Source organism: Staphylococcus sp. HMSC065D05 (assembly GCF_001813195.1).
GTDB lineage: Bacteria > Bacillota > Bacilli > Staphylococcales > Staphylococcaceae > Staphylococcus > Staphylococcus epidermidis.
Genome location: NZ_KV811741.1, coordinates 35,768 through 57,478, shown reverse-complemented (window position 1 = coordinate 57,478; position 21,711 = coordinate 35,768). Strand labels below are relative to the sequence as shown.

The 21,711-nt window shown below is 30.3% G+C and carries 22 protein-coding genes; 17 read left to right on the top strand and 5 right to left on the bottom strand.

All coding sequences use genetic code 11. The features are described 5' to 3' along the window. The first annotated feature begins 35 nt into the window (after positions 1-35). The 9 genes from HMPREF2897_RS04485 (at position 36) to HMPREF2897_RS04445 (ending at position 8,147) form a co-directional block, all read left to right on the top strand. Positions 36-671, top strand: coding sequence for an endonuclease III domain-containing protein (locus tag HMPREF2897_RS04485; protein ID WP_002470119.1), 636 nt, complete (start codon positions 36-38; stop codon positions 669-671). Between the two features lie 54 nt (positions 672-725). After that, positions 726-1,478 (top strand): MerR family transcriptional regulator, encoded by a 753-nt coding sequence (locus HMPREF2897_RS04480; protein ID WP_002445809.1) that lies wholly within the window; start codon positions 726-728, stop codon positions 1,476-1,478. 336 nt (positions 1,479-1,814) lie between these two features. Beyond that, on the top strand, positions 1,815-2,702 hold the full coding sequence (locus HMPREF2897_RS04475) for an ABC transporter substrate-binding protein (protein ID WP_002469601.1): 888 nt from the start codon (positions 1,815-1,817) through the stop codon (positions 2,700-2,702). Between the two features lie 276 nt (positions 2,703-2,978). Next, positions 2,979-3,923 carry a FecCD family ABC transporter permease gene (locus HMPREF2897_RS04470; RefSeq protein ID WP_070592741.1) on the top strand — a complete coding sequence of 315 codons (945 nt, stop codon included), beginning with the start codon at positions 2,979-2,981 and terminating at the stop codon, positions 3,921-3,923. A 58-nt stretch (positions 3,924-3,981) separates the two neighbouring features. After that, positions 3,982-4,710, top strand: coding sequence for an HAD family hydrolase (locus tag HMPREF2897_RS04465; protein ID WP_002445812.1), 729 nt, complete (start codon positions 3,982-3,984; stop codon positions 4,708-4,710). Then, positions 4,688-5,485: an alpha/beta fold hydrolase gene (locus HMPREF2897_RS04460; RefSeq protein WP_002445813.1), complete on the top strand. Its 798-nt coding sequence runs from the start codon at positions 4,688-4,690 to the stop codon at positions 5,483-5,485. The genes HMPREF2897_RS04465 and HMPREF2897_RS04460 overlap by 23 nt, the downstream gene beginning before the upstream one ends. A gap of 204 nt (positions 5,486-5,689) precedes the next feature. Beyond that, a complete protein-coding gene (locus tag HMPREF2897_RS04455) occupies positions 5,690-6,199 on the top strand; it encodes an SA0570 family protein (protein WP_002445814.1) in 510 nt (169 codons plus the stop codon). A gap of 244 nt (positions 6,200-6,443) precedes the next feature. Beyond that, on the top strand, positions 6,444-7,163 hold the full coding sequence (locus HMPREF2897_RS04450; RefSeq protein WP_002445816.1) for a hypothetical protein: 720 nt from the start codon (positions 6,444-6,446) through the stop codon (positions 7,161-7,163). Positions 7,164-7,370: 207 nt separating this feature from the next. Beyond that, positions 7,371-8,147 carry an alpha/beta fold hydrolase gene (locus HMPREF2897_RS04445; protein WP_002445817.1) on the top strand — a complete coding sequence of 259 codons (777 nt, stop codon included), beginning with the start codon at positions 7,371-7,373 and terminating at the stop codon, positions 8,145-8,147. 172 nt (positions 8,148-8,319) lie between these two features. On the opposite strand, the gene sarA is transcribed toward HMPREF2897_RS04445, so the two are convergent. From sarA to HMPREF2897_RS04420, 5 genes are all read right to left on the bottom strand, one after another. Next, complete coding sequence (gene sarA / locus HMPREF2897_RS04440; RefSeq protein ID WP_002475867.1) at positions 8,320-8,694, bottom strand: global transcriptional regulator SarA; 375 nt, start codon at positions 8,692-8,694, stop codon at positions 8,320-8,322. Positions 8,695-9,105: 411 nt separating this feature from the next. Then, positions 9,106-10,059: an efflux RND transporter periplasmic adaptor subunit gene (locus HMPREF2897_RS04435; protein WP_002445819.1), complete on the bottom strand. Its 954-nt coding sequence runs from the start codon at positions 10,057-10,059 to the stop codon at positions 9,106-9,108. Positions 10,060-10,384: 325 nt separating this feature from the next. Further along, positions 10,385-11,314, bottom strand: coding sequence for a DMT family transporter (locus HMPREF2897_RS04430; protein WP_002487600.1), 930 nt, complete (start codon positions 11,312-11,314; stop codon positions 10,385-10,387). A gap of 364 nt (positions 11,315-11,678) precedes the next feature. Further along, complete coding sequence (locus tag HMPREF2897_RS04425; RefSeq protein ID WP_001832040.1) at positions 11,679-11,903, bottom strand: DUF2922 domain-containing protein; 225 nt, start codon at positions 11,901-11,903, stop codon at positions 11,679-11,681. A 15-nt stretch (positions 11,904-11,918) separates the two neighbouring features. Beyond that, positions 11,919-12,125, bottom strand: a complete 207-nt coding sequence (locus HMPREF2897_RS04420) for a sigS mRNA-stabilizing protein SroA (RefSeq protein WP_001832147.1) — start codon at positions 12,123-12,125, stop codon at positions 11,919-11,921. Positions 12,126-12,830: 705 nt separating this feature from the next. Between HMPREF2897_RS04420 and HMPREF2897_RS04415 the strand changes: the two genes are divergently transcribed. From HMPREF2897_RS04415 to HMPREF2897_RS04380, 8 genes are all read left to right on the top strand, one after another. Further along, positions 12,831-15,233 carry a DUF4040 family protein gene (locus HMPREF2897_RS04415; protein ID WP_002445822.1) on the top strand — a complete coding sequence of 801 codons (2,403 nt, stop codon included), beginning with the start codon at positions 12,831-12,833 and terminating at the stop codon, positions 15,231-15,233. Further along, positions 15,220-15,645, top strand: a complete 426-nt coding sequence (mnhB2, locus tag HMPREF2897_RS04410) for a Na+/H+ antiporter Mnh2 subunit B (RefSeq protein WP_002474372.1) — start codon at positions 15,220-15,222, stop codon at positions 15,643-15,645. Before HMPREF2897_RS04415 ends, mnhB2 begins: the two co-directional genes overlap by 14 nt. Next, a complete protein-coding gene (gene mnhC2, locus HMPREF2897_RS04405; RefSeq protein WP_001832057.1) occupies positions 15,642-15,986 on the top strand; it encodes a Na+/H+ antiporter Mnh2 subunit C in 345 nt (114 codons plus the stop codon). The genes mnhB2 and mnhC2 overlap by 4 nt, the downstream gene beginning before the upstream one ends. Beyond that, positions 15,976-17,478, top strand: a complete 1,503-nt coding sequence (gene mnhD2 / locus HMPREF2897_RS04400; RefSeq protein ID WP_083310223.1) for a Na+/H+ antiporter Mnh2 subunit D — start codon at positions 15,976-15,978, stop codon at positions 17,476-17,478. The genes mnhC2 and mnhD2 overlap by 11 nt, the downstream gene beginning before the upstream one ends. Next, complete coding sequence (gene mnhE2 / locus HMPREF2897_RS04395; RefSeq protein WP_002445825.1) at positions 17,475-17,957, top strand: Na+/H+ antiporter Mnh2 subunit E; 483 nt, start codon at positions 17,475-17,477, stop codon at positions 17,955-17,957. The genes mnhD2 and mnhE2 overlap by 4 nt, the downstream gene beginning before the upstream one ends. Further along, entirely contained in the window at positions 17,954-18,256 is a 303-nt protein-coding gene (gene mnhF2, locus HMPREF2897_RS04390) for a Na+/H+ antiporter Mnh2 subunit F (RefSeq protein WP_001832031.1), read from the top strand. The genes mnhE2 and mnhF2 overlap by 4 nt, the downstream gene beginning before the upstream one ends. After that, positions 18,231-18,695, top strand: a complete 465-nt coding sequence (gene mnhG2 / locus HMPREF2897_RS04385; RefSeq protein WP_070592737.1) for a Na+/H+ antiporter Mnh2 subunit G — start codon at positions 18,231-18,233, stop codon at positions 18,693-18,695. Before mnhF2 ends, mnhG2 begins: the two co-directional genes overlap by 26 nt. A gap of 439 nt (positions 18,696-19,134) precedes the next feature. Then, positions 19,135-21,174 (top strand): cation:proton antiporter, encoded by a 2,040-nt coding sequence (locus tag HMPREF2897_RS04380; RefSeq protein WP_002475343.1) that lies wholly within the window; start codon positions 19,135-19,137, stop codon positions 21,172-21,174. The last annotated feature ends 537 nt before the right edge of the window (positions 21,175-21,711 follow it).

Here is a 21,711-nt window from a genome sequence, read left to right as displayed (position 1 = left end):
AAATAATCATTCGAAGTTTTGCGGGGGAAGAAATCATGTTATCAATAGAGAAATTATATCAAATTCTATATCAAAATATGGGCCCTCAATATTGGTGGCCAGCAGAAACACCAATAGAAATGATGCTTGGGGCAATTCTAGTCCAAAATACTAATTGGAATAATGCAGATATAGCGTTATCAAGATTAAAGGAAGAAACTTCTTTTAATGCACAGACAATATTGAAAATGCCTTTAGAATCGTTGCAGCAAGTGATACGTTCGAGTGGTTTCTATAAAAATAAAGCTAAGGCTATACAAGCATTGTTACTATGGTTAAATGAACATCACTTTGATTATAGTAGTATAGCTAAGTTATACAGTGATAACTTAAGAAAAGAGTTACTCACCATCCGTGGCATAGGTGAAGAGACCGCTGACGTCTTAATAGTATATATTTTTAAAGGTAAAGAATTTATACCTGATAGTTATACTAGACGTATTTTTAGAAAATTGGGATATCAACATACAGAAAGTTATCATCAATTGAAGCAGGAATTAACACTTCCTGAATCATTTTCAAATCAAGATGCAAATGAGTTTCACGCTTTATTAGATAATTTTGGAAAAAATTATTTTAATGGTAAAGGGAAACAACGCTATACCTTTTTAGATACCTATTTTAAAAAATAAGTATTGACCTTAACGTAACGTCATACCTCATACTTTAATTCAGGAGGTGAAATGATGAAAGAACGCTTCAGTCCCAAAATGCTTTCTGACATTACCGGAGTTAGTATACGTACGCTTCATTATTATCATGAAAAGGGGTTACTCGTACCACAACAAATGAGTGCTAATGGGTACCGATATTATAATGTTCAAGATATTTCAAAGTTACAATATATTCTCTTTTTAAAGGAATTAGATTTAACACTAAAACAAATACAGATATATTTTGAAGGTGATAGTGATTTTAGAACTAAAATATTACATGATAATTTTTATCACATTGTTAAAAAAAGAGATCGCTTAAATGATATTATCTGTACGTTAGAACATCATTTTCACCAAGATAATGAAGAGATTGAGGTAACTACAATGCAAAATTTCAATTTAAATGAACAGTATGAAAAAGAAGCAGCAAGTAAGTATGGAGATACCCATTATTATCAAGCATATAAAGATAAACAAAAAAGTAAGGATGAATCAGAACAGCAAAATCATTTTGAGGAAATTAATAAGCAATTAAATATGTTTTTTGACGATATGAATCAGCTATATTTAAACAAAGTTTCTATACTTGAAGCAAGTGGAAAAATTAAGAAATTACTATGTATTTTGAAAGAACAAGTTCCTAATTGTGACAATCAATTTTTAGAATATATAGCTCAGATTTATATTGAAGACGAGCGATTTGTAAAGTTTATTAACAAGCAACGTGAACGTGGTTTGAATTTATACATTTCTGATGCGATAAAAACGTTTATTAAATTATAAAATATGATGTGTCTGGGACATCGTTGATTGTCTCAGACATTTTTAGCATTTTACCGATTGATACTTACATTGTAAAACTGATACCAATACAGAGAAATTCAACGAGAAATTCTACAGACAAAGCAAGTTGGGGTTGGGGCCCCAACATAAGGAAATTCAACGAGAATTTCTACAGACAAAGCAAGTTGGGGTTAAATATATTAATTGATTTAATTCAAAGTTGTCTTTTTCTCATATTTTGTGAAAATCAAATAAAATTGTATCTACAAATATTGGTATATTTTGATATGATGAATAGGAACATTAAAAATAATTTGTGAAAGGGTGATGCTCCAAATGAAAAGTAAACTATGGATAGTTATATGCGCATTGATTGTAGTACTGGCTGCATGTAGTCAAGATGCCAACCACTCATCTAATAATAAAGACACTGAAAAAAGCGATAAAAAATATCATAGAATTGTTTCGCTCATTCCTAGTAACACAGAAATTTTATATCGCTTAGGAATCGGAGAAGATATAGTAGGTGTATCCACTGTGGATGATTATCCTAAAGATGTAAAAAAAGGTAAAAAACAATTCGATGCGATGAATTTAAATAAAGAAGAATTAATAAAAGCTAAACCGGATTTGATTTTAGCGCATGAGTCACAGAAAAATTCTGCAGGTAAAGTGCTAAAGTCACTTAAAGATAAGGGAGTAAAAGTCGTTTATGTGAAAGATGCACAATCGATTGATGAAACTTATGATACCTTTAAATCAATTGGAAAATTAACGGATCGTGAAAAACAAGCTAAAGAACTTGTTGATGAAACAAAACATAATGTAGATAAAATCATTAACTCCATTCCTAAACATCATAAGAAACAAGAAGTGTTTATGGAAGTATCATCTAAACCAGACATTTACACTGCCGGAAAAGATACATTCTTTAACGATATGTTAGAGAAACTAGATGCTAAAAATAGTTTTGATGATGTTAAAGGTTGGAAATCAGTAAGTAAAGAAAGCATTATTAAACGTAATCCTGATATTCTGATTTCCACAGAAGGTAAATCAAAATCAGACTACATAGAAATGATAAAAAAACGTGGTGGTTTTGATAAAATTAATGCTGTAAAAAATACACGTATTGAAACAGTAGATGGGGATGAAGTTTCTCGACCAGGTCCTCGTATTGATGAAGGGCTAAAGGATTTAAAAGACGAAATATATAAAAAATAATTATTTGAATACGATGTATTGTATTTTGCTTAGATAATTATTTTTCTTAATAAGCTGACAAAGATGTATTTCAAACGCCTGGGACAGTAGTTATTGTCTCAGGTATTTTTAATATTTATGATAAACGGGGATTGAATTAAACTGATGCAAATGCCCTTTGATTCAACCTCATTACTCGATGACTAAATCGTCCAACGAATGGAAGACAGTCGTTTTACACTTTTTATGTATTGTTTTGTTAATATAGTGATTAAGAAAGTATTGAAAGAGAGAGTTATGAATAAATATAGAAGTGTTATTATATGGTTATTTATTTTAATATTAAGCATGAGCTTAAGTTTATGCTGGGATGTAGGAAAACTTGATGATGTTTTTAATCAAACCATATTATTCCAGGTTCGTTTACCTAGATTGCTTGAAGCCATGCTCACTGGTGCAGTACTTACATTAGCTGGCCAAGTGTATCAAATCGTGTTAAATAATCCACTTGCAGATAGTTTTACATTGGGATTAGCTAGTGGTGCATCATTAGGATCTGGAATTGCTTTATTTTTGGGACTTAGTTTTTTATGGTTCCCTATATTCTCCATTATTTTTAGTTTAATCACACTGTTACTTGTTTTAAGTGTTTCAGCGATGCTAGCCAAAGGATATCCTGTTCAAATGCTTATATTAACGGGATTACTACTTGGTGCACTATTGAATGCATTATTGTATTTGCTTGTTTTGATTAATCCTAAGAAGATGAATCCAATTGCTAATTATCTGTTCGGTGGGTTTTCATCAGCTGAATATCAGGACGTTATGATTATTAGCATGATAGCATCTGTCGCAATCATAGTATTATTTTTAATGCAAAAAGGAATTAAATTATTGCAAGTTGGTGAATTGAAAAGTCAGTCTTTAGGATTAAATGTACAACAAGTAACGTATATTGTTCTTATAGTAGCTTCCATCATGACAGCAGTTGTGGTCGCATACGTTGGAGTTATTGGTTTTATAGGCATGATTATTCCACAACTGATTAGAAAATTTTATTGGCGTTATCAAATAGGATTACAAATGTTATTGAATATAATCATAGGTGCTGTAGTCATGATAATGGCAGATTTTATAGGAAGTACAATGATACAACCTATTCAAATTCCTGTAGGCATCGTGATGGCATTGCTCGGCGTACCAGTCCTATTTTATATTTTAGTTAAACAGACTAACATATGACGTTCACACTACTCTTTTGCTACAATAGTATTATTAAAAAGTTAAGAGGTCATTGAAAATGAATTTAAACTGTATTAAGGCTATCGTCTTTGATTTAGAAGGCACGCTATTAGATAGAGTTAAATCGCGTGAAAAGTTTATAGAAGAGCAATATGAACGGTTTCATGATTATTTTATTCATGTGCAACTAGCAGATTATAAGAATAAATTTATTGAATTAGACGATGATGAAGACAACGATAAACCTGATCTATATAAGGAAATCATTAAACAATTTCATATCGACCGTCTTAAATGGAGAGATTTATTTAATGACTTTGAAATGCATTTCTATCGTTACGTTTTCCCTTACTATGATACTTTGTATACATTAGAAAAGTTATCGAAACATCATTACATGATTGGTGTGATTGCAAATGGAAAATCCAAAATTAAACAATTTAGATTGCATTCATTGGGTATTATGCACGTTATTAATTATTTAACTACTTCTGAAACTGTAGGTTATCGTAAGCCGCATCCTAAAATCTTTGAAGATATGATTGATCAATTGGGGGTTAAACCATCTGAAATAATGTATGTCGGAGATGATGCATTAAACGATGTTGCTCCTGCACGTGCAATGGGGATGGTAAGTGTGTGGTATAAACAAGAAGATGCAGAATTGGAGCCATTAACAGAAGAAGTAGATTATACGATTACTACCATAGAGGAATTGCTTAAAATTTTACCAGATAATTTTGAAACAGAAGGAGAAGAACAACATGGCAATGGATTTAATTACTAAACAAGACGGTACAACATTACACTATAGTACTATGGGGCAAGGTTATCCTGTCGTACTCGTGCATACCGCTTTTGATAATTATGCTGTTTTTAATGATTTAGCTAAGGTATTAGCAAAGTCTTTTCAGGTTGTGCTCATCGATCTGAGAGGACATGGTTATTCTGATAAGCCTAGAAATATAGAGTTTTATGACTTTGCTGACGATATAAAATTTTTATTAGATGCTATATATATTGATGAAGCAGCATTTATTGGCCATGAGATGGGGGCACTTATTGCTGCTGATATGTCTGTTAGAAATCCAGGCTATGTATCCTCAATCATATTAGTTAATCCTACTTCAATAGAAGGTGAATTGCCTGAAGAACGCTTGTTCAGAAAATATGCACATAAAATACGTAACTGGGAAGATGATAAGCAAGAAAAATTTTTGGATAAACGTAGATATTATAAAGCACGTAAGATGAATAAATTTTTAAAGCATGTCGTTGATACAAATAGTATTTCTACTAAAGAAGAAATTCAAGCTGTTAAAGATGTTTTCAAATCCGAAGGTATTGCAGATGTTTTCAAGCATGTTCAAGTTCCTACGCTTATTGTTGCTGGAGAACACGGAGAACGTACAACTACACTAGAAGCTAAAGAAGTCGCAGATTTGATTCAACACAGTGAATTTAACGTCTATCAACATTCAAGTGTATATCCTTTTGTTGAAGAACAGGCTCAATTTACTCAAGAGTCAACAAACTTCATTCACCAATATGCACCTAAATAAAAGAGTTCATACTGAAATTTTGTAAGGTAATAATCAATGAATTAAGCAAGATATGTTTTACTATAAGCGCTGAAACAGTTGTTAAAAGAAAGTTATCTACACAATTTACGTAATCATTTTGTAATATTATTGTTATTTTAGTAATATTTATAGTACAATTAACATGAGCACAGAAGACATAAAGAATCAAAGGAGTGAGTGCTTATGAAAAAACTAATAACATCATTACTTGTTTTAGGATTAGTTTTAACAGGAGTAAGCGTTGGAAACAACGTTGAAGCGGCAACTGGTAATTCAATGAAAACAGTACAACAATTAAACAAAGGTGATAAATCATTAGAAAACGTTAAGATAGGCGAATCAATGAAGAGTGTATTAAAAAAGTATAGTCATCCTATCTATTCTTATAACCCAAATAGTAATGAAAAGTATTACGAATTTAGAACTGATAAAGGTGTTTTGTTAGTAACAGCTAACGGTAAAAAAGAAAGAGGAAATGTTACACGCGTATCAATGACGTATAATAATGCAAACGGCCCTTCATACAAAGCCGTAAAACAACAACTTGGTCATAAAGCTATAAGTCGTGTACATTATAATAATGTTACAGGTAACTTTGGCTATATTCAAAAAGGCCAAGCAAGTTATCAATTCAGTTCAAATTCACCAAAAGATAAAAATGTGAAGTTATATCGTATAGACTTAAATAAATAAGAAGAATTGGATATACGTTTTATAAGATAAAATAGTTTGAAATTTGAAGAGTTTAAAGATGAAATCATAATTTGTAAAATGGATTTCACTTTAGCTCTTCTTTTTATTTTAGTTGCTAATGATGATATGATTAATCATTATGTTCAAGTAAAATTGTAAGATGTATGATAAAATTTTAATTTGAAAATAATTAACTTATGAAATCTACAATTTACATCAAGATTTAAATGAAAAGGAGTAAATCATGCGTACGAATGATAAAGTATTACTCGAAAATATTAATGATTATTTTAGTCACAAAGGAATGTCACCACACTTAATTGATGATATAAAAGAAAAATATCGACAAGATATTAAAAAGTCTGAAGAAAAAGATCAAGATTACATTGAATATAGAGGTAAATCACCTGCGCAATTAATATTAACAATTCAGCGTAATTTGTTTGCATTACAACTCAATCCAATGATTTTCTTTATCATTAACTTTATTCTTATTTCATATTTGTACGATAAACAATATGTACCTTTTCAAGCAATTACCGGTATAAGCTTATTTTATTGCTTAGTCATATTTCCAATAACACTCATATTATATGTGCGTATTGCCAAAAAAAACTATTTATACAGTAATAAGTATGAAATGAGAACTGGAATAATCATTGGTATTATTGCTTTAATTCTAGTAATTATGCAAGGATTTCACTTTAATTGGGCTATTATTCCTATTTCTATCTACGGTCATCAGTTTGTATTTTTCGCTGGAATCATTCTAAGTCTTGTTGGTATATTCTTTAAACGTATAGAATTTGTTGGAGTTGGCTTACTATTTTGTCAAAAAACAATAGATGCAATGGTAACTAATCCGGAAATTGCACAGTTTTTCTCTTTAGCAATATGGATTATACTTGTTGTGCTAATCATTTTTTATACGATACGTTTATCTGCACGTACTAAATCATCATAATACAAAGATTTTAACTCAGAAAATATGCTAGACATATCTTTCTGAGTTTTTTAATTTATTAAAATATATCATTTGTTTACCATAAAGCTTGTTTTAGAAAATGAATCACCATTTTAATCTAAAAATAATTTAATTAAACTGAAAATAACCTGAAAGCGTAACACTATTTTAATATGGGTATATAAATGACTAAAGGGAGGTGCCAAGATGAATAAAATTCAAATTTGTAATCAGATTGAACTTAACTATATTGATGAAGGCGAAGGCATCCCCATCATTTTAATTCATGGATTAGATGGAAATTTGGCAGGATTTAAGGATTTAAAAAATGAACTCAAGAAGCAGTATAGAGTAATTACTTATGATGTCAGAGGTCATGGGAAATCTTCACGAACAGAATCATATGAATTAAAAGATCATGTTGAAGATTTAAATGATTTAATGAGAGCATTAAACATCGATTCTGCACATATTTTAGGACATGATATGGGGGGCATCATTGCAAGTGAATTTACTGAAAAATATCAATATAAAGTGATTACATTGACAATTGTTTCGGCTAAAAGTGAGGACATTGCAAATGGTTTCAACAAATTAATGGTTGATTACCAAGAAGAATTAGCAGGGTTTAATAAATCTGAGGCAATGATTATTTTATTTTCTAAATTATTTAAAGAGAAAGATAAAGCAATGAAATGGTATCAAAGCCAAAAATTATACAATAGACCAACTCCGGAAGAAAGTGCAATTGCAGTACGTGCATTGCTTAATATTAAAGATTTAACTCGTGTTCATCATAATGTGTCTATACCTACTTTAATTGTGAATGGTAAGTACGACCCACTCATACAAAATAAAAGTCATTATGATATGGATCAATATTATGATCAAGTTACAAAAATTGTATTTGATAATTCAGGACATGCACCACATATCGAGGAACCAGAAAAATTCCTGAAACTCTATTTAGATTTTGTTAGTTAAAAAATAAGAACATAAATAAAAACCCTTAAATGATTATTGTCGGAAAATCATTTGAGGGTTTTGTAGTAGCAGTAAAGTTTGGACTCAGATCACTATCGTATTAACTTAATAAAAGAGTAAAACAGTCTTATCTTTCATAAGTGAAAGAAATATCTGTTTTACTCCCTAGCCATTATACTTCATTTTCATTATTTGCTTCTTTGATACGGTTGTTTACTCGTTTAAGTAAATCATCGATTTTTTTACGCTGCTTAGAATCTACTAAGATTAAAACAGTTCTCTCATCGTGTTCATTACGTTTTTTATTAAAGTAATTTTCTTGAGATAAATTTTTAACAGCTTTAACAACTTGAGGTTGTTTATAATTTAAGTGATTGATAATATCTTTAAGATAATATTCATCTTCTTTATTCTCACTAATATAAGTTAATACTGCAAATTCTTCAAAGCTGATTGAGAATTCTTTTTTAATTATACCTTTTAATCTGTCAGCATAAGTGACCATAGCTAATAATTCAAAGCAGTCATTGATTTTTGAAATAGCCATTAATGAAACCTCCCTATTTATATCATATCCATAAATCTTAAAACCCATCCTTTTAAATTTAAAGATAGTTAATTATATTATTGAATTAAGATTACTTGGATACTATACCCTAATTTATTAATTTATATCTATTTTTCTTATGAAAATACGAAAGTGTCTGTCATAATATAGTATTAATTTAAATTTAAAGAATATATTTAATGCTATATTATTTAGTTAATTATAACTAAATAAAAATAAGAAGTAAACAAATAAGTGTTTATAAAACAAATTATCTTTTAAAGATTATACTTGAATTAGCAATGTAGCATTTGCTATATTCAAAAAAAATAAGATTGTTTCTAATTTCCCTTAATTTAATAAAAATTATACTAAAAAGAATACTTTTTGGAAAGAATTTTACTAACATTTTTATATATAAATGTTTATTAATTTAGAAGTAGGATTTTTAACAACTTTTTCATCTATCAATAAGCCTTTAGTTATATTGATATACCCACTTTTTAAACTCTTTTTGTATGTTACTTCTCTTTTTTTAATTTTCCCGTTTTTTAGAATTAAAACATAGCGTTTTTGAATAATAGCTGTCGTAGGTAACTCTATGTCATTTGAGGCTAATTTGATTTTAAAGTGTGTTCCAATTCGATAATTGGGTTGTGTAGAAAGTGAAATATCGTAATATGAGACGCCATTTTTTATTTTTGATGGTATATTCGAAATTTCTTTAATTTTACTTGTGAATTGAGTGTGGTCACTAGATGTTACAGAAATATTTTGATTAATTTTTAATAAATTTAGCTCAGATTCTGATATATTAGCACGAATAATACGTTCGTCGCTATTAATTTGCAGTATCTTTTCGTTTGGTTTTGAAGGGATAGAATTAATATATGAAATATTTCCGTTAATTGGTGAAAATAAAGTGGACTTAATTGAGGATTTAGTTTGAATCATTTGTAATTTAAGTTGATTATTGAATGAATAATAATGTAAATCATTTTTAGAATTGAAAGTTTTGTTGTTACGTTCATTACTAAGTGTATTTTGGAGTTGCTTATATAAATGATCTTTCTCATAATTGTAATATTCTAACACTGGAGCGTTTTTTGATACTTTGCTATGATTTTTTACTAAAAGCTTTTGGAGTTGTCCTAAAGTGGGAGTGTAGTAGAAAGTGTAGCTGTTAAGAGGGGTTTGTATACCAGTTGTTGAAAGGAGTATTTTGGGCTTTGCTTTTATAGTTTTTATATTTTTAATATCTTCTGTTTCAGAAGTCAATTTAGAGAAGGTAATGTAACCAAAACTACAAGTTGTGACAATAAAAATGAATAGTAATGAAGAAATAACGATGCGTTGCTTGGTCATGGATGTTCACCTCTTGATATTATTGTAATGCTATTATACACGATTGTTTTAAATAAAAATATATTAATTTTAAAATATGCATTAGTTTATGTTTATATATTGTTTTATTTCGAAAAATAAAGTGAATAAATTTAATAAAATGAAAAATAGAAGGCCATCTTTAATTTTAAAATATAAGGTTCTACATAAATGTTACTATAAGAAGAATCACTCATAAAAACTGCCAACAAAGACAAAACCTTTGCTGGCAGTTTGAAATAGAAATCTATTTGTGTGATGAATATACATTAATATAAGCGGAAAATTTTTATTCAGAATAAGAGGATTAAAATAATCGTAATAAAATAATACCTATAGCTATACATAATAATCCGCCTAACTTACGTGATGTTATTTTGTTTTTAGGTGAACCCAACAAACCGAAATGATCGATAATAATCCCCATAATCATTTGGCCCATCATAGCAATTATAGTAGTTAAAGCTGCTCCTAAGAAAGGCATTAAAATAATATTAGATGTTACAAATGCCATTCCTAGTATCCCTCCAATAAAATAAATAGGCTTAATCTTACCTAGTGTTTTATGAGTAGATGATATTTTCAGACTACGATTAAATACTAATGTTAATATAAATAACGCTATTGTACCCACGCTAAATGATATGAGCGAAGCAAATATGGATGAGTGTGTGTGTTGAGCTAGTGTGCTGTTAATTGTTGTTTGGATTGGTGGAGCGAAACCAAATACGAATCCAATAAGCAACCAGAATACTATTGGTGTATTCTTATGTCTATTAACAGGATGTCTACGAACATAATTCATAAATATAATTCCAGTAATTAAAAATATAATTCCAACACCTTTAAATATTGTAAAAGATTGTTGATGGGCGCCCAATAATCCAAATGTATCAATGATTACACCCATAATAATTTGCCCTGTAACCGTAATAACAACAGTAAGTGCTGCGCCTAATCTTGGTAATAATAATAAGTTTCCAGTTAAATAGATAACACCTAATAGTCCTCCTAGGACCCAAGTATAGTTAAGTGTTTGTTTAGAAAAGAATTCTGGTGTTAATACTTGTGGATGAACAATAAGATTAAGCACAAGTAAGCATATTGTTCCGACAGCAAAAGATATGGTTGAAGCATAAAAAGATGAACGGGTAAATTGGCTTAGCCTTGAGTTGATTGAAGTTTGAATAGGAAGTAACATACCAACAAAAATTCCTAAAAGATATAGAAAAAACAATGATAAAAACCAACTTTCTCAATTTAATATGATTATCATACCATTCATAATCATGTTTCTAAAATGATTGAGCCATAAGCAAAGTATAGAAATAAGTTGTGAATGTTCCAAGGTGTCATACAGCCGATACTATTTTGATGAATCATTATAATAAAATACACATTAAACAAGTTTTAGAACTAAAAAAGCGAGACATCATTTTGAATTTGATATCTCGCTTCATATTAATAAAAGAATATTGTAAATTAAGTTCTTTTTTTCTATATTTTTAGACTTGGACAATTTTAAAAAATTTGTTCTTTCATAAAGTCTTATTTATGATTTTAGTACTTTTAATAAAATGTCAAAAATAGTGTTTTATGAATTAATTTTTATCTTCAAATATAACAGTTGTACTTTTATCAATAAGTTGTGCAGCATAAATTTTGACAGGCTTTCCCAAACTAAATCTTAAAATGTCTAATTCTAAAAGTTGGTTCATACTTTCTTTAATTAATTGTTCTGTAGTAATAGCATTAAAATCGGGTAATAGTAGTTTGACGGGTTTATTAAGATTTGATTTGAATATGAGTTCCAAAGTTTTTGACATACTGATGTATCCTCCTTAAATTAAAGATTCTGTTTTAACGATCTCGACTTTGTCATACTCTTCGCCACTAATACGTTCAATGATGGAACGAAAAGATTTGATTTGATCATTAGAAACAAGCGGATTAATGTTAGAAAAACGACGCTTATGTTCGACTACTTTACCCTCAGAATTATGTTTGATTTGAGTAAAGATAATCGTCACTTGATTGACTTCATTCATAATAAAACCTCCTTTCACTATATATATCGAAATAGATTGAAAAAAAGGTCACTTTTTTTGAAAAATTTAGGCAAATGCCTTTGATGTGATACATGCGTCATTTATCATTAATTATGAAACCCGTTTTTGAAGGTATATGAGTTAAGTAGAATTGTTAAATAGTAAAAGAGAAAAGTGGAAATTGATATTTAAAATAACCAACTTAAAAGATTGATCAGTGTCTAAACTTGCTATTTATATAGTATTAAAATATTAAGAACTCTTAATATGAGAATGAATTAGTTCAAGTTTATAGATGAATGAAAAATGATAGCCTCATGGATTCTTTCTTATATAAATAAAAGTTTTATTACCTTTTGGATATAAATAAGAATAGGTTACCTTTTGTGATATGACCATATAGGGAGAACGCGTTAGTGCTTGAATCAATGTATGCTCAATAAACGCATTCAAATCAACTATCAATATCAAATCATAAATCATGTTGCACTATAATAAGGATTAAAACTTGCTGATTTAACTAATTTAATAAAAAATATTTGATTATCATTTCTTTCAATCGGGAATATCAATTTCTATCATTTAACTATATTTTGGATATCAGATAACTTTAGAAATATTGAGGTTTATTGAAATACGATGTGTTTCAAATCGTCACCCAATGATTACACTTAATATAAATGAAAAAAGAAAAGGAGGGGTTAAATGAGTTTAGTCTATCTTATGGCGACTAATTTATTAGTCATGTTCATAGTTTTATTCACTCTGAGTCATCGTCAACTTAGAAAGATTGCGGGCTATGTTGCATTAATAGCTCCTATTGTGACATCTACATATTTTATTATGAAAATACCAGATGTGATTCGAAATAAATTTATTGCTGTTCAATTACCATGGATGCCTTCAATTGATATTAATTTAGATTTAAGATTAGATGGTTTAAGTTTAATGTTCGGTTTAATTATTTCACTAATAGGTGTGGGTGTATTTTTCTATGCCACGCAATATTTATCTCACAGTACGGACAATCTTCCTAGATTTTTCATCTATTTACTATTATTTATGTTCAGTATGATTGGCATTGTAATAGCTAATAATACCATTTTAATGTATGTATTTTGGGAACTCACAAGTATTTCCTCATTCTTGCTTATATCCTATTGGTACAATAATGGTGAAAGTCAATTAGGCGCCATTCAATCATTCATGATTACAGTGTTTGGTGGGCTAGCGTTATTAACAGGATTTATCATTTTATATATCATTACGGGAACAAACACAATTACTGATATTCTTAATCAACGCAATGCAATTTCACGACATCCATTATTTATACCAATGATTTTGATGCTTTTATTAGGTGCTTTTACTAAATCTGCACAATTTCCGTTTCATATTTGGTTACCAAAGGCCATGGCAGCACCTACACCAGTAAGTGCTTATCTTCATTCAGCAACAATGGTAAAGGCTGGTATCTTTTTACTATTTAGATTTACACCTTTATTGGGACTTAGTAATGTTTATATTTATACAGTGACATTTATTGGTCTAATAACTATGTTATTTGGATCTTTAACTGCTTTACGTCAATACGACTTAAAAGGGATACTCGCTTATTCTACAATAAGTCAATTAGGTATGATTATGACAATGGTAGGTCTAGGTGGAGGTTATGCTCAGCACACATCAGATGAATTGTCTAAGTTTTATATTTTAGTGTTATTTGCTGGCTTATTCCATTTAATGAATCATGCGGTTTTTAAATGTGCATTATTTATGGGCGTTGGTATCATTGATCACGAGTCCGGAACACGTGATATTCGTTTGCTAAATGGTATGCGTAAAGTCTTCCCTAAAATGCATATTGTCATGTTGCTCGCTGCATTATCTATGGCAGGTGTGCCTTTTTTAAACGGATTCTTAAGTAAGGAAATGTTTTTAGATTCGTTAACTAAAGCAAATGAACTTGATCAATATGGCTTCGTATTAACATTTGTGATTGTTTCAATAGGTGTCATCGCGAGTATCTTGACCTTTACTTATGCACTTTACATGATAAAAGAAACATTCTGGGGAAAATACAATATAGAAAAGTTTAAACGTAAACAAATACATGAACCATGGCTATTTAGTTTACCAGCTGTGATTTTAATGTTACTTATTCCAGTTATCTTCTTTGTTCCAAACGTTTTTGGCAACTTTATTATTTTGCCCGCAACCAGATCTGTATCTGGGATAGGAGCGGAAGTTGATGCATTTGTACCACATATTTCTCAGTGGCATGGTGTGAATCTTCCATTAATTTTAAGTATAGTTGTTATTATTATTGGACTTATTTTAGCTCTAGTTGTGAATTGGAAAGAGGTTACGCATCAAATAATCAAAAGAGCTTCGATTACAGATGGCTATCGGAAAATTTATAGAGAATTTGAATTATACTCAGCTCGTGGTATACGTGCATTGATGAATAATAAATTGAATTATTACATCATGATTACATTATTTATTTTTGTAGCTATTGTAGTTTATGGATATTTGACTGTGGGTTTTCCACATGTACATCAGCTTCATGTTAGTTCTTTCGGACCGTTGGAAGTTATCCTATCAGTTGTAACATTGATTATCGGCATTTCATTAATCTTTATTCGTCAACGACTAACGATGGTGGTATTGAATGGAATGATTGGATTCGCAGTTACATTATATTTTATTACAATGAAAGCTCCGGATTTAGCTTTAACACAGTTAGTTGTTGAAACGATTACGACAATCTTATTTATTGTTAGTTTTTCGAGACTACCTAACATCCCTCGAGCTAAGGCAAATTTAAAAAAAGAGACCTTCAAAATCATTGTGTCACTTGTTATGGCATTGACGGTGGTATCACTTATTTTTGTTGCTCAACAAGCAGATGGTATGCCTTCAATTGCTAAATTTTATGAAGATGCATATGAACTTACAGGTGGAAAAAATATTGTCAATGCGATACTTGGTGACTTCAGAGCTTTAGATACTATGTTTGAAGGACTAGTGTTAATCATAGCTGGATTAGGTATTTATACGTTACTTAATTACAAAGATAGGAGGGGACAAGATGAAAGAGAATGATGTAGTACTTAAATCAGTTACAAAAATTGTAGTGTTTATTTTGTTAACATTTGGATTTTATGTATTTTTTGCTGGCCATAATAATCCAGGTGGTGGCTTTATTGGTGGCTTGATTTTTAGCTCGGCATTTATCTTAATGTTCCTTGCCTTTGATGTAAATGAAGTGTTGAAAAGCTTGCCAATTGATTTTAAAAAATTAATGATTATAGGTTCACTCATATCTGTTGCAACTGCATCAGTGCCTATGTTTTTTGGAAAGCCATTTTTATATCAGACTGAAGCAAATGTAGCGTTTCCATTACTAGGACATGTTCATGTAACTACTGTGACTTTATTTGAGCTTGGCATCTTATTAACAGTAGTGGGTGTGATTGTTACAGTTATGCTATCTATAAGTGGGGGTAGATCATGAATTTAATATTACTCCTTGTGATAGGATTTTTAGTATTTATTGGAACTTATATGATTTTATCTATTAATTTAATTCGTATTGTTATTGGTATTTCTATTTATACACACGCCGGTAATTTAATTATTATGAGTATGGGGAAATATGGACCTCATATGTCTGAACCGCTTATTCAAGGTCATGCTCAAAACTTTGTTGATCCTTTATTACAAGCCATCGTTTTAACAGCCATTGTGATTGGATTTGGCATGACTGCGTTTTTATTGGTGTTAATATATAGAACTTACAGAGTAACTAAAGAAGATGAAATAAGTGCATTGAAAGGTGATGAAGATGATGAGTAATTTAATAATATTGCCTATGTTGTTGCCTTTTGTATGTGCTTTAATTTTAGTCTTCACTAAAAATAAAAATCAAATTTCAAAAATCCTATCCATTACAACTATGATTGTTAATACAATTATTTCAATTGCTTTACTTATTTATGTTGTTAATCATAAACCGATAACACTTGATTTTGGGGGATGGAAAGCACCTTTCGGCATTCAATTTCTAGGTGATTCATTGAGTTTGCTTATGGTGTCAGTATCATCTTTTGTTGTTACGCTAATAATGGCATACGGCTTTGGTAGAGGAGAGAAGCGAGTCAATCGATTTCACCTTCCTACATTTATCCTTTTATTAACAGTGGGTGTTATTGGTTCGTTTTTAACTTCTGATTTATTTAACCTATACGTGATGTTTGAAATTATGCTTCTTGCTTCGTTTGTACTTGTTACATTAGGACAATCTGTTGAGCAATTACGTGCAGCGATAGTATATGTTGTTCTGAATATTTTAGGTTCGTGGTTGCTTTTATTAGGAATTGGCATGTTATATAAGACAGTCGGAACACTTAATTTCTCACATTTAGCGATGCGATTGAATCATATGGAAAATAATCAAACAATAACGATAATATCTTTAGTATTTTTAGTTGCTTTTAGTTCAAAGGCAGCACTAGTAATTTTCATGTGGTTACCTAAAGCATATGCAGTGCTTAATACGGAACTTGCGGCGTTATTTGCAGCATTGATGACAAAAGTTGGGGCTTATGCACTTATTCGTTTTTTTACCTTACTATTCGATCATCATCCAAGCGTTACGCATACATTGCTCGTGTTTATGGCTTGTATCACAATGATTATCGGTGCGTTTGGTGTCATCGCTTACAAAGATATTAAGAAAATTGCGGCTTATCAAGTTATTTTGTCTATCGGATTCATTATTTTAGGTTTAGGTTCTCATACTATACCAGGTGTAAATGGTGCTATCTTCTACTTAGCCAATGATATTATCGTTAAGACATTATTGTTTTTTGTAATTGGTAGTCTTGTTTATATGTCGGGCTATCGAAATTATCAGTATTTAAGTGGACTGGCAAAAAGAGAACCATTCTTTGGTGTTGCATTTGTCGTGGTAATTTTTGCTATAGGTGGCGTGCCTCCATTTAGTGGTTTTCCGGGTAAAGTCTTAATATTCCAAGGGGCTATTACAAATGGTAATTATATTGGTTTAGCACTTATGATTGTGACAAGTTTAATAGCTATGTATAGTCTTTTTAGAGTGATGTTTATAATGTATTTTGGTGATGCTGATGGAGAACAGGTACAATTTAGACCACTACCTATTTATCGTAAAGGTTTACTTAGTGTTTTAGTTGTTGTGATATTAGCGATGGGTATTGCAGCCCCTGTTGTTCTAAAAGTAACAGAGGATGCAACAAATCTTAATATGAAAGAAGATGTCTTTCAAAAGAATGTAAATACACATTTGAAGGAGGTTAATCGTAAGTGAAGCAAGTTGTTTTAAATATTGTTATCGCGTTCCTTTGGGTACTCTTTCAAGATGAAGATGAATTTAAATTTACAACCTTCTTTGCTGGATTTTTAATTGGTTTAATTGTGATTTATATTCTACATCGCTTTTTTGGTGAAGAATTTTATTTGAAAAAGATATGGGTGGCTATTAAATTTTTAGCTGTATACCTATACCAGCTTATTACTTCTAGTATAAGTACCATAAATTACATCTTATTTAAGACGAATGAAGTTAATCCAGGTTTGCTCACATATGAAACTTCATTAAAAAGTAATTGGGCTATTACTTTTTTAACGATTTTAATTATTATTACTCCAGGATCGACAGTTATTCGAATTTCTAAAAATACTAATAAATTTTTTATTCACAGTATTGATGTGTCAGAAAAGGATAAAGAACATCTTCTAAAAAGTATTAAGCAGTATGAGGATTTAATTTTGGAGGTGACACGATGATTGAAATGTTCACTCAAATATTTATTATAAGTGCATTGGTGATTTTTGGTATGGCACTACTTGTTTGTCTAGTCAGATTAATTAAAGGTCCCACTACTGCTGATAGAGTTGTATCATTTGATGCCTCAAGTGCTGTTGTTATGTCTATTGTTGGCGTGATGAGCGTTATTTTTAATTCGGTATCTTATTTAGACTCAATCATGTTAATTGCAATTATTTCGTTTGTCAGTTCGGTCTCAATTTCAAGATTCATCGGGGAAGGACGTGTCTTCAATGGAAATCATAAAAGACATCGTTAGTCTCATTGCTGCGATATTTATTTTCTTAGGAAGTATTATTGCATTAATTAGTGCAATAGGGATTGTAAAATTTCAAGATGTCTTTCTAAGAAGTCACGCCTCAACGAAAAGTTCTACATTGTCAGTATTACTAACTGTAGTTGGTGTACTAATCTATTTTATTGTGAATTCAGGTTTTTTCAGTGTCAGATTATTATTATCACTAGTCTTTATCAATCTTACCTCTCCGGTTGGAATGCATTTGATATGTAGAGCAGCCTACCGTAATGGTGCATATATGTACAGGAAAGACGATGCACCTAGACAATCAACTATCTTGTTAAGTCAAAAAGAGTTTAATACGCCAGAAGAATTAAAAAAACGTGCAAAACTACGAGAAGAAAGACGAGAAAAATTATACTATAAAGAAAAAGAATATATTAATAAAATAGACGATTGATTGTTTAAGCTTTTAAACTACTAGCATATAAAAGATATATCTTATATACTAGTAGTTTTTGTATATCTGAGGTGAAGATATTAATGATATAAAAGCTATTTATTTAAGAATCTGGTTAATAAATGATAAAATTATAATCAAGAATAATTGTGAATGACAGTTGTCACTAATTTTTCAATGAAATTACACATAAGCATTTTCTCGTTCGAAGAAGCGAGCTTTATAATTTAAATGTTCATGTTTGATTTCACTGATAAAGAAAATGATTGAGTTTTGAATAGTATGTTTGTGGCATGATTGAGTGTTAATAGTTATGTCCTTATAGGAATGACTTTATTGTTATTATTTCACTTCTTCAGTGTTGCAGTAGATAACCTCGCAACTTTTTATTGTTTTGATGACTAAGTTTGCAATTAAAAATTAATAAAGAGGTGAAAGTGTGGAGATATTTGAAACTCTACTCATATTTGTCGCACTAGTTATTGTGAGCTCCTTTGTACATACTTTCATACCTAAAGTACCTCTTGCATTTATCCAAATTTTTCTTGGGATGATTTTATACCTCACTCCCATTCCAGTTGAATTCAATTTTGATTCTGAATTATTTATGGTTACATTGATCGCACCATTACTATTCGTTGAGGGTGTTAATGTTTCAAGAGTACATTTAAGGAAGTATATCAAACCTGTTATGATGATGGCTCTAGGTCTTGTTATAACTACTGTTATAGGCGTAGGACTGTTTATTCATTGGATTTGGCCTGAATTACCTATAGGTGCTGCTTTCGCAATTGCAGCTATCCTTTGTCCTACAGACGCTGTTGCTGTACAAGCAATCACGAATGGTAAGGTTTTACCAAAAGGTTCAATGACCATTCTTGAAGGTGAATCTTTACTTAATGATGCTGCAGGTATCATTTCATTTAAAATTGCCGTTGGTGTATTGATTACTGGAACTTTTTCCATTTTTGATGCGATTCAACAATTTTTGATTGCCTCTATCGGAGGTGCTATTGTCGGCCTACTTATAGGTATGGCTTTAGTTAGATTTCGTTTAACATTAATGAGACGTGGCATTGAGAACATTAACATGTTTACATTTATACAATTGCTGACGCCGTTTGTCACTTATTTGATTGCTGAATTATTCCATGCATCAGGGATTATTGCAGCAGTAGTTGCGGGACTCGTGCATGGATTTGAACGTGACCGTATAGCTCAAACGAGAACACAACTACAGATGAGCTATAATCACACATGGAGTATTTTAGGCTACGTTTTAAATGGTTTTGTGTTTTCAATTTTAGGTTTTTTAGTACCAGAGGTAATAGTGAAAATTATTAAAACTGAACCGCATAATTTATTATTCTTAATCGTCATCACATTGCTAGTCGCTCTTGCGGTGTATCTCTTTAGATTTGTGTGGGTATATGTACTTTATCCTTATTTCTATTTATCTGTCAGTCCATTCCAAAAAATGATTTCTAAAAATGATGAAGATAAAGTTACTGAGAGTAAACCTAAGCGTAGCTTATATGCACTAATCATGACTCTATGTGGTGTGCATGGAACAATTTCACTCGCAATCGCCTTAACCTTGCCATATTTATTAGCAAATCATGAAACATTTGCTTATCGAAATGATTTATTATTTATTGCTTCCGGAATGGTAATATTAAGTTTAATTATTGCACAAGTCATTCTTCCTTTAGTAACGCCTGATAGCCCTAAAGTGAAGATAGGTAATATGTCATTTAAAGAGGCGAGAATCTACATTTTAGAACATGTTATCGATTATCTAAATCAAAAATCGACGTTTGAAACGAGTTACCGTTATGGAAACGTCATTAAAGATTACCACGATAAACTCACATTTTTAAAAACGGTTGAAAAGGAAGATGAAAACTCCAAAGAACTAGAACGACTTCAAAAGATTGCATTTAACGTAGAAACAAAAACGCTAGAGAAATTGGTTGATGATGGCGAAATTACTGAGAGTGTTCTTGAAAACTATATGCGTTATGCTGAACGAACAGAAGTGTATAAACAAGCTTCGTTATTAAGACGTATTATTGTTGGTTTAAGAGGAATGCTATTGAAACGTCGTGTAAAAACAAAAATTAATTCAGCATCATCTCTTAGTGTTACTGATAACTTATTAGAATTGGGTAAAATCAATAAGCTTGTTCATTATAACGTCGTAAGTCGTTTAGCCCAAGAAGCTACTACTGATAATAAACTAGAAGTAGGTATGATTTGCGATGGATATCTGATGAGAATAGATAACTTAACACCGAACAACTTCTTTAATTCCAGACATGAAGATACACTTACCAAAATTAAATTAAATGCTTTAAGAGAACAACGTCGTATTCTAAGAGAACTAATTGAAAATGATGAGATAACAGAAGGTACTGCATTAAAATTAAGAGAATCCATTAATTATGATGAAATGGTTATTGTAGATAGTATGACATAATGAATAAAAAATAATATATAAGCAAAGCTTCCAAATGACTTCTTAAACTAAAGTTGATTTGGAAGCTTTTATCATTTTAAATGATATGGTTGCTTAGAATATATTGTTCGGTTAAACATATTTGTATAGATCGCATTCATGTAGTTTGAAATTTTATTTAAAATGAAAAAGTTGCACTAATATCAATTGATTAGTGCAACTAACGTCTCCATGGGGAGGATAATGGATACCACGGAGATAACTGAGTGATTATTTGTGGCTTTAGTAACTATTCAAAAATTGAATAGAACTTATAAATATTAATTACAATTAATGACACAAGTAATTAGATATTCATTGTATATACATTATTCATACTTATCGCTCAAAAATATGAAGTAATGTATTGGTACATCATCATTATTTAAAGCACCATTTACGGAGAGGGTGGGGCTTCAGTTTATTTATGATAATGTACAGCTAACTAATACCACCATATCGTGTGTAAAAGATGTTGTTTATATTATAGGAGGGTAATATAAAACCACACGATATGGG

What these genes read in the sequence shown, in the direction of transcription:
- HMPREF2897_RS04485 (WP_002470119.1), top strand. Translation starts at nt 36, where the DNA reads ATGTTATCAATAGAGAAATTATATCAAATTCTATATCAAAATATGGGC.
- HMPREF2897_RS04480 (WP_002445809.1), top strand. Translation starts at nt 726, where the DNA reads ATGAAAGAACGCTTCAGTCCCAAAATGCTTTCTGACATTACCGGAGTT.
- HMPREF2897_RS04475 (WP_002469601.1), top strand. Translation starts at nt 1,815, where the DNA reads ATGAAAAGTAAACTATGGATAGTTATATGCGCATTGATTGTAGTACTG.
- HMPREF2897_RS04470 (WP_070592741.1), top strand. Translation starts at nt 2,979, where the DNA reads ATGAATAAATATAGAAGTGTTATTATATGGTTATTTATTTTAATATTA.
- HMPREF2897_RS04465 (WP_002445812.1), top strand. Translation starts at nt 3,982, where the DNA reads ATGAATTTAAACTGTATTAAGGCTATCGTCTTTGATTTAGAAGGCACG.
- HMPREF2897_RS04460 (WP_002445813.1), top strand. Translation starts at nt 4,688, where the DNA reads ATGGCAATGGATTTAATTACTAAACAAGACGGTACAACATTACACTAT.
- HMPREF2897_RS04455 (WP_002445814.1), top strand. Translation starts at nt 5,690, where the DNA reads ATGAAAAAACTAATAACATCATTACTTGTTTTAGGATTAGTTTTAACA.
- HMPREF2897_RS04450 (WP_002445816.1), top strand. Translation starts at nt 6,444, where the DNA reads ATGCGTACGAATGATAAAGTATTACTCGAAAATATTAATGATTATTTT.
- HMPREF2897_RS04445 (WP_002445817.1), top strand. Translation starts at nt 7,371, where the DNA reads ATGAATAAAATTCAAATTTGTAATCAGATTGAACTTAACTATATTGAT.
- sarA (WP_002475867.1), bottom strand. Translation starts at nt 8,694, where the DNA reads ATGGCTATTTCAAAAATCAATGACTGCTTTGAATTATTAGCTATGGTC.
- HMPREF2897_RS04435 (WP_002445819.1), bottom strand. Translation starts at nt 10,059, where the DNA reads ATGACCAAGCAACGCATCGTTATTTCTTCATTACTATTCATTTTTATT.
- HMPREF2897_RS04425 (WP_001832040.1), bottom strand. Translation starts at nt 11,903, where the DNA reads ATGTCAAAAACTTTGGAACTCATATTCAAATCAAATCTTAATAAACCC.
- HMPREF2897_RS04420 (WP_001832147.1), bottom strand. Translation starts at nt 12,125, where the DNA reads ATGAATGAAGTCAATCAAGTGACGATTATCTTTACTCAAATCAAACAT.
- HMPREF2897_RS04415 (WP_002445822.1), top strand. Translation starts at nt 12,831, where the DNA reads ATGAGTTTAGTCTATCTTATGGCGACTAATTTATTAGTCATGTTCATA.
- mnhB2 (WP_002474372.1), top strand. Translation starts at nt 15,220, where the DNA reads ATGAAAGAGAATGATGTAGTACTTAAATCAGTTACAAAAATTGTAGTG.
- mnhC2 (WP_001832057.1), top strand. Translation starts at nt 15,642, where the DNA reads ATGAATTTAATATTACTCCTTGTGATAGGATTTTTAGTATTTATTGGA.
- mnhD2 (WP_083310223.1), top strand. Translation starts at nt 15,976, where the DNA reads ATGATGAGTAATTTAATAATATTGCCTATGTTGTTGCCTTTTGTATGT.
- mnhF2 (WP_001832031.1), top strand. Translation starts at nt 17,954, where the DNA reads ATGATTGAAATGTTCACTCAAATATTTATTATAAGTGCATTGGTGATT.
- mnhG2 (WP_070592737.1), top strand. Translation starts at nt 18,231, where the DNA reads ATGGAAATCATAAAAGACATCGTTAGTCTCATTGCTGCGATATTTATT.